General features: G+C 34.6%; 10 protein-coding genes. All 10 read left to right on the forward strand.

Features of this window, described 5'->3' with window-relative positions; genetic code table 11:
• The first annotated feature begins 5 nt into the window (after window positions 1–5).
• Entirely contained in the window at window positions 6–3,707 is a 3,702-nt protein-coding gene (locus tag FFS26_RS17960; RefSeq protein ID WP_228449456.1) for a DUF6443 domain-containing protein, read from the forward strand.
• Between the two features lie 34 nt (window positions 3,708–3,741).
• Window positions 3,742–4,065 carry a hypothetical protein gene (locus tag FFS26_RS17965; RefSeq protein WP_137905714.1) on the forward strand — a complete coding sequence of 108 codons (324 nt, stop codon included), beginning with the start codon at window positions 3,742–3,744 and terminating at the stop codon, window positions 4,063–4,065.
• A 218-nt stretch (window positions 4,066–4,283) separates the two neighbouring features.
• On the forward strand, window positions 4,284–4,655 hold the full coding sequence (locus FFS26_RS17970) for a hypothetical protein (RefSeq protein WP_137905715.1): 372 nt from the start codon (window positions 4,284–4,286) through the stop codon (window positions 4,653–4,655).
• A gap of 2 nt (window positions 4,656–4,657) precedes the next feature.
• Window positions 4,658–5,203, forward strand: coding sequence for a hypothetical protein (locus FFS26_RS17975; protein WP_137905716.1), 546 nt, complete (start codon window positions 4,658–4,660; stop codon window positions 5,201–5,203).
• A gap of 68 nt (window positions 5,204–5,271) precedes the next feature.
• A complete protein-coding gene (locus FFS26_RS17980; RefSeq protein ID WP_110009958.1) occupies window positions 5,272–5,625 on the forward strand; it encodes an enoyl-CoA hydratase in 354 nt (117 codons plus the stop codon).
• 168 nt (window positions 5,626–5,793) lie between these two features.
• Window positions 5,794–6,144 (forward strand): hypothetical protein, encoded by a 351-nt coding sequence (locus tag FFS26_RS17985; protein ID WP_110009957.1) that lies wholly within the window; start codon window positions 5,794–5,796, stop codon window positions 6,142–6,144.
• A gap of 378 nt (window positions 6,145–6,522) precedes the next feature.
• Entirely contained in the window at window positions 6,523–6,912 is a 390-nt protein-coding gene (locus tag FFS26_RS17990; RefSeq protein WP_137905717.1) for a hypothetical protein, read from the forward strand.
• A 171-nt stretch (window positions 6,913–7,083) separates the two neighbouring features.
• Window positions 7,084–7,335, forward strand: coding sequence for an RHS repeat-associated core domain-containing protein (locus FFS26_RS17995; protein WP_262710324.1), 252 nt, complete (start codon window positions 7,084–7,086; stop codon window positions 7,333–7,335).
• The gene (locus FFS26_RS18000; RefSeq protein WP_137905719.1) at window positions 7,332–8,120 is read left to right on the forward strand and encodes a hypothetical protein; all 789 of its coding nucleotides are present in this window, start codon (window positions 7,332–7,334) and stop codon (window positions 8,118–8,120) included. The genes FFS26_RS17995 and FFS26_RS18000 overlap by 4 nt, the downstream gene beginning before the upstream one ends.
• 6 nt (window positions 8,121–8,126) lie before the next feature.
• Window positions 8,127–8,321: hypothetical protein (locus FFS26_RS22810; protein ID WP_228449457.1), on the forward strand; the 195-nt coding region annotated here is incomplete at its 3' end.

Consider the following 8,321-nt stretch of genomic DNA (forward strand, 5'->3'; position numbering starts at 1 on the left):
TTAAGATGAAAAAAATACTCTTACTATCCGGTCTTTTTTCTGCTGTCTTTTTACAGGCTCAGAAAACAACCACGGAAAACTATATATCCACTACAAACTGTCTGAATGAAGACTGCAGCAAAAAAACAGAAACAGTACAATATTTTGATCTTCTGGGAAGACCCAGACAGATTGTGAGTGTGAAAGCAACGCCTTTAGGAAAAGATATTGTAACCCCTGTTGTATATGATGACCTTGGGAGGCAGACCAGAACCTATCTTGCGGTCCCTCAGAGTTCCACTTCCAATGGAGCTGTTTATCCCCAGACTCCGGGAATGGTTCCTTTTCCTGTGGCTGATGCAACTGGTATCTACGCCGGTGAAAAGACCTATACAGAGAAAATTCTTGAAAACTCTCCGTTAGAGAGGGTCTTACAACAGAAACCAATTGGAAACGACTGGAATGGCAAAGCGGTAGTATTGGATTATGATCTCAATACCCCTGCTGATCATGTCAAAAATTATCAGGTAACAGTTAGTTGGGATCCAACGGAAAAACTTTACAAAAACGAATTACAGTACACCGCCGCAGAATATGCAGCCGGTAAGCTCGTTAAAAATACGGTTACCGATGAAGATGGTCACAAAGTGATTGAGTTTAAAGATGCCACCGGCCAGACCGTACTTTCCAGAAAAGTAATAGATGTCGTAAAAAACGCAGATACTTATTACGTATACAACGATTACAAACAACTGGCCTATGTGATCCCGCCACTCGCATCAGCTGCAGCATTGAACTCCTCAGCAGTTGATAATATATGTTATCAGTATAAATATGACAGCAAAAACAGGCTGGTAGAAAAAAAACTTCCCGGTAAAGGATGGGAATACATGGTGTATGACAGGCAGAACAGGCTGGTAGCTTCACAGGACGCTGTCCTGGGAAGTACCCAGAATAATTTTGCAGCCAAAGGCTGGATGTTCTCCAAATATGATGAGTTCGGAAGAGTGGTGTATACCGGTTTCTTTGCGGGTACAGCTTCCAGAATTGATATACAGACCACGATCAACAATATGTCTGTGAATCCGGGAAATAATGAAAAAAGAAATAATACAACCCCGATTATCCAGAATGGTGAAAGCATTTATTACACAAAAAATGCTTTTCCAACGGAGGGTATGATTATTTTAAATGTTAATTATTATGATACCTATCCGCCTCTTCCCTCCGGAATCACGACCCCTGTTTCCATTATGGGTAAACCGGTATTGAAACAACCCGGACAAAGCACGGCTTCTGTAACGACGAAAAGTCTTTTACTGGCCTCTTATATCAGAAATGTGGAAGATAATGCATGGACAAAAACCTTTAATTATTATGATGAAAAAGGAAGAACTATAGGATCATACGCTCAAAATCACCTGGGAGGATATACCAGAACAGAACTGGATATTGATTTTGCCGGGGTCACCAGACAGAGCAAAGCGTATCACAAAAGACTTTCCTCTGATCCTGAAAAAGTAATCACCCAGACTTTCACCTATGACCAACAAAACAGATTATTGGTGCATAAACATCAGGTGGATACCAATCCTGAAGAAATTCTGGTACAGAACGAGTATAATGAACTGTCACAGCTGAAAAACAAAAAACTGGGTGGAATAACTCTTTCACAACCCTTACAAAGTATCAACTATACCTACAATATCAGAGGATGGCTGACGAAAATCAATGATCCGTCCAATCTTAACGGAAAGCTGTTTGGATATGAAATGAGATATTTCAATCCTGTGAACCCGAATATTGCCCCGGGAAGATTTACAGGAAATGTTACGGAGATCGACTGGAAAAATGCTTCCGAAGACGTGCTGAAACGGTATAACTATGCGTATGACGGACTGGGCAGGCTTCAGGATGCCGTATATTCCGAGCCCAATGCCACTGTACCTTTTAATAATAATTATAATGAACACCTGACCTACGATCTGAACGGAAACATTAAAACATTAAAAAGAAATGCTTTCCCTGCAAGCGGCAGTACAACATCTGCTCAGGTAGATGACCTGATCTACAATTATACCGGAAACCTTTTAACCAAAGTGACGGAAAACGCCCTGAACGATACCGGATATGAAGGCGGAAACAACACCATTTCCTATGATCTGAACGGAAATATGAAAGATATGCTGGACAAAGGAATCCAGTCGATTCAATACAACCATCTGAACCTTTCCAACGGCTATAGCATGCAGCAGATCAACGGATTGGGGCAGCTGCTGAACAGCACGATGAGTTATCTTTACCGTGCAGACGGAACCAAGCTCCGTAAAACTTATTCCAGTACTCCGCCAAGAGGATCTACCACCACCCGTATTACAGATTATCTGGATGGCTTCCAGTACAGCTACACGGAAGGAGGTGGAATATGCCTGGAATGCAGAACAGAAAGTGCCTATGAACAGCAGGCCTATAAAAGTGCATCCTTCGTATTTCCGGGAACACCAATACCGGAGTGGAAACTGGATTTTGTAGCCACCGCAGAAGGCTTTTACAGTTTCACGGAAAACCGCTATATTTACCAATACAGAGACCACCTTGGAAATGCCAGGGTAACCTTTGCCAAAAACAGCACAGGCGCTCCTGAAATTATCGATACCAACAATTATTATCCTTTTGGGCTGAACCATATCTCAGGGGCGTTCAGTACTTCAGGTTTTGGAAGTTTTTACAGCTACAAATACAACGGCAAAGAACTTCAGGAAACCGGGATGTATGATTATGGCGCCAGGATGCTGATGCCGGATCTGGGAAGATGGGGTGCCATAGATGCCATGTCTGAGAAATACAGTGCATGGAGTCCTTATAACTATGCTATTAATAATCCTGTGATGGTGATTGATCCGGATGGGAATGATATTTCTTATTCAGGGGAAGCAGCACAACAGGCTTTCAAAGCCTATGTAGCAACAATGTCTACAAGTACCGAATCTTCGGGAGGTAATATTTTTACGGGGTTTGGTGGAACTCTTGGAGAAGATCCAAAACCTGGTTTCTGGGGAAGAGTAAGCAATTGGTGGGATCGTTTGTTTGGCAGAAATAAAGGGGCTGATATTTTAACGCTTACAAGAGGAGCTGAGGTTTCCAGGGCAGTTGAAGTTGGAGAACCAATACGAATTGCTGAATTTTTCTCAGCTATAGAGGTAACTTCAGTAGCCGTAGGAGCAGCAACTTTAGGAGCCGTGTTAACACCTGTCATGATGAAAGATCCAGAATATAACTGGGCAAGGGATTTACCTTTAACTGTACCTGTTACAACAACGGCTGATGAACCAGATCCAGGAGAAATGATTACATTGTATCGAGGAGTTTCATCAAGAATATTTCATAATGATAACAGCCAATACATAAATGCACATTTTGGAATTGCAATTCCGAAAGGATATTTACAGGTTAATTCACTTTATGGTCCCCACCAAGATATGCAAGCACACGCAGACAGTGATAATTATAGTATTTGGACAAGTTGGACTACTAGTAAGGAAACTGCTAGAGATTTTGCTACAGGAATAGCTTTTGGACCAGCAGTTCCTGGAATTATAATGTCAAAAAGTTTTAAGGTTGGTGTAGCAAATCCTAATCCCTACACTTTAGGTGAAAACGAGTGGCTTGTTCCTGGTGTAGTTTATGGTGCAAGAGTCGAATATGTCCTTCCTAGGCTTGGACAATAAATAATTTAATAATTTACTCTAAAATACTATCAAAATGGAAGAATTAATTTATTCTAAAATAAAAGAATATGATCCTCAATTAGATGATTTTGAAATCTCATATTCAAATCATCCTTTATTGTTGGATGATGTAATTATGTCCTATAAAGGAAGAAATAAATTAGCTAAAAGTGAAAGTATAAAAGAATTAACGTATGAGATCTTAAATAATCTTCTTTTAATCAAAAACGAATCTGTTGAATATGTAAAATTTGTTGTTGTAAGATATAATATTACGAGTAGACTGTTTGTTTTCGCAGAAGACTATTCAAAAGTTTTTTTTGATTTTACATCTCCGGCTGAAAAAAATTCCAATTAGAAATTAAAGAAATAAGCATTTGGGTAATGTTCCAAACGTGTTGGTGATAAATTAGAGTATTGATTTTCAATGCTCTAATTTTAAAAACATTATGGAGACAGTGGCTTTTCTGCAAATTCTAAACCGATTACGGGTGCTATTGATATTCCTGTTACAACTACGGCTGATGAATCAGAGCCAGAATTTGAATATTTTTATAGAGCAATGTCAATAGAGCAATGTCATATAATGAGTACAGTAAAGCAGGTGGATATTTAACACAACGATTAAATGATTCAGGAATAGAGATGGGAGAAGGACCATACGTAACACGAAGGTTAGAATATGCACAAAAAGCAAGTTTCAGCTTTGGATATTCTGATCAATATGATATTATTGTTCAATATACTGTCCCAAGAGGTACTTATGAAATATTTAAAAATATTTCTCTTCCTGCCAGAGGAACAACAATGAGGCAAAGTGAACAATTAGGATTACCTATTAAAAAGAGAGAAGATGGTGATTATAACTTTTCCTTTTATGGTCGAAACACAGCAATTTTTAATTCAACCATTATAGGATTACCACAAATTATTTCAATAAAAAAATAAACATGCAAAATTTTAATTTATTTATTTCAGCAATTGATAATGATAATGATGATCAAATTGAAGATTATAAAAAAATATTATTAAATAATCCTAATAATTTTTTTTCTGAATTATCACATTTTGTTGTTGATAATTCAAAAGAATATGATAGACTACAATATATTGTAGATTTATATAACATATTTGATAGTTCTCAGAAAGAGTTAGATATTGTGAAAAAAGTTGGAAATCTTATATTTTCATTGTATTTAGAAATAATTGATGATCTTATTAAAAATAAGGAAGAATATTCTATATACAGTTATATAGACTTTCTATACACTAATAATTCTTTTTTAAAAAAACACGAACAACTTTTCTTTGAAAAAAGTTTTAGTGTTCTAAGATCAAACTTAAATAAAGAAGAATCAAGTTGGTTTATTATTTCCTGCTATAGATTAGTTGATTTATATTTTCAATTTGATAAGGATAACTTTTATATTGAAAAATATTTAAATGTTGGTGATAACGAATTAATAAAAAAATATATACGACTTAATATCCACTAGCTAAAATATTTTAATTTTTGCAATACATTAAAATATTATTATCAAAGTTTTTAATTAAAAAGATAAGCATGATAACCACTGAAGAAGTTTTTATTCTGATTAAGCAAGAAAGAAAATTTTTGGGAGATATTAAAAAATATAAAATTAAGATTAGTAATAGTAATAATTTCGAAAGAGAAAATCTGATTGGAGTATATAAAATTAGACAATATACTGCTACTCGAACAGGAAATAATAAGTTGTCTGATGAAATGGGTACTCTGATCTTAAACCTGGAAAATTATACTGGAAATAAATTAAGATTAGTGAGCTTATTAGGAAAAACATACTATGGAATATATTATTTGAGTGAAAATTTTGATAAAGTTATTGGATATTTAGATAGAGAAATTGATGATAACGAATTTAATTTAATGAAATAATAATCGTTACTCCAAGCTGATTTTTGTACAGCTTATCTCCAAATTAATAAAAACCACTGTTTTTCAGTGGTTTTTATAATCTGAAAATTATAAAGTAGTGGCAAATATGAACAAGAAATGTTGATTTCTGGAATAGTAATAGGAGGAACACCAATAGTTGTAAAATAAATGGAAACAAGTAATTTTCAAAAAATATTAAATTTATTTAAAAAGCAAAGTGATAATTATTTATGTGCAACCATATATAATTATTTAAAGTCCATAGATAAACTTGAATATATTCTTATTGATAAAAATAAGGCAAATTCTATATATACAGTAAGAAATGAAATCAATAATACTGTAAATGAAAGTCTAAAAATTCAAGGCTATGATGAGTTATTAAATAATCTTAATCAATCTAATAGTAAAAAAGTAATTATTAGCAACTTTGATTATAACAAAAAGGATTTCACCATATTTATCAATGACAAAGAGACCAAAATATTAGGAATATTATGGCGGGATATCAATCAATAAAAATAATATCCTTTGTTAATGAAGAGCATATTATTTGTGTCTTTAAGTATAATAGGTAATGTTTCAGATATGTTGGCACGCAATATCCTCGCTCCCGCACGATTGTATCGTGTGGCTTTATATTAATAATTCAGTAAACTATTCTTTGGAGAGGATAGTATTATTTTAGAATGGGTATAGAGAGTTTTTTAACCACACGAAAGGATTCGTGCGGGAGCGGGGGTTTTTTTGATGGAAAAGGATGGACTGAAAGCAACTCCGAAATTCAAAAAAGAGTAATTAGCCCAACCTCAAAGAACGTTTTTAAACAAGCTATAACACCACCATCTATACTAACAAGTCCTAGATTTTAAATCGAACAACTTAAATTTAATAAATATGAAAAAATGTATAAGTTTAATTTTATTACCACTTCTATTTTCATGTCAAAATATTAGTAGTGAAGATATGTATGGAAAATATTCGCCAGTATCATATAAAAATACATATGATACCCTGACAATTCACAGAGATGGAGTGTACAATAGGGTTATTTATAATAGGGAAGGGAAAAAGTTATTGGATTATGATTCAAAATATAAAATAGATAATCAATCTATAACACTTTCAAAATTTTATCTAAATTTAGACAAAGATTTAATTGCTTTTCCAGAGGATGTAGAAGACACTAATACAACTTATATAACTTCTTTCAAAAAAAAAGATAAAAACATTTTTCTCTGCTTTGGTCATTATGGAGAAAATTGTTATCAGAAAATTATAGAATAAAAAAACACTGAGCAAAGTCCCCAATAGTGCGAGCATCTCGTTCGTTTTCAGATAATAAATTAAAACCATTGCTTTTGCAGTGGTTTTAATACTATTCTTTTATCCAAGGATAGCACAGGCGCTCCTGAAATTATCGATACCAACAATTATTATCCTTTTGGGCTGAACCATATCTCAGGGGCGTTCAGTACTTCAGGTTTTGGAAGTTTTTACAGCTACAAATACAACGGCAAAGAACTTCAGGAAACCGGGATGTATGATTACGGCGCCAGGATGCTGATGCCTGATCTGGGAAGATGGGGTGCCATGGATGCCATGTCTGAGAAATACAGCGCATGGAGTCCCTATAACTATGCCGTCAACAATCCTGTGATGGTGATTGATCCGGATGGGAATGATGTTATAAATACGGGGCTGGGATGACTGCTACAGGTGCTGATGCACAGTTTGCTTTTAAAGCGTATGTAGCAACAATGTCTACAAGTACTGAATCTTCAGGAGGTAATATATTTACGGGGTTTGGTGGAACTCTTGGAGAAGATCCAAAACCTGGTTTCTGGGGAAGAGTAAGCAATTGGTGGGATCGTTTGTTTGGTAAGAATAAAAATAAAGTAGAAGTTGGGCAAGTGGAGAGGGTCTCAATGAGCTATGGACAAACAGCATTATTTGGACTTATTAGAAATGCTAATGTAAATGCCAATGATGAAAGCCCATTAGAACAATATAGAACATGGAGAGATAATCCCCTCTATCATGAAGGAGAAAGCTGGCTGGACAGATTCGCCAGAAATGTCAACAGTAGCCACATGGAAATTCTTCAAGATGAAGGAAGCGGTGGGGGATTGATGTTTGGTGGTTATGGAAAGACTATAGCTACTGCTGAAAAGGTTTCTATGACGTCAAGAATTGCTGCTGAAGCAGAAGCAAATGGTATTTTAAGTACTCAAAGAGGAATTAATCCTGCAAAAGTTGCCGAATATTTTGAACAAATGTCAAATGGTACTTACAAACCTACAGGAGGTGCGGGATATATCTATGAAGGGAAATATATCTTAACAGATGGGAATCATAGAATGAATGCGGCTATTCAGCATGGAATAGAAAGTGGTAATTTTAAATATGTTGAGGAAATAATCAATAAGGGAAATTTTATAAGAAGAAATCCTTTGATAGATAATTATAAAGTTTATAAACTACCTGTAAAATAAAAAATAATGTATAAACAAATAATGCTTTTCAATAAAAATATCAATTTGGAAATTGGAAATGTATATGTAATTTTTAATAATTACTTATTACAAGAAGACAAATTAGATCAATCAGAAAAAATCTTTTACATTAATTTACCTTTTTATAATTCTATTAAAATTCCAGAATATATAAATGATAAGGATTTATCTATTGAGAAA

Origin of the sequence: Chryseobacterium sp. 2VB (assembly GCF_005503635.1) — a bacterium.
GTDB lineage: Bacteria > Bacteroidota > Bacteroidia > Flavobacteriales > Weeksellaceae > Chryseobacterium > Chryseobacterium cupriresistens.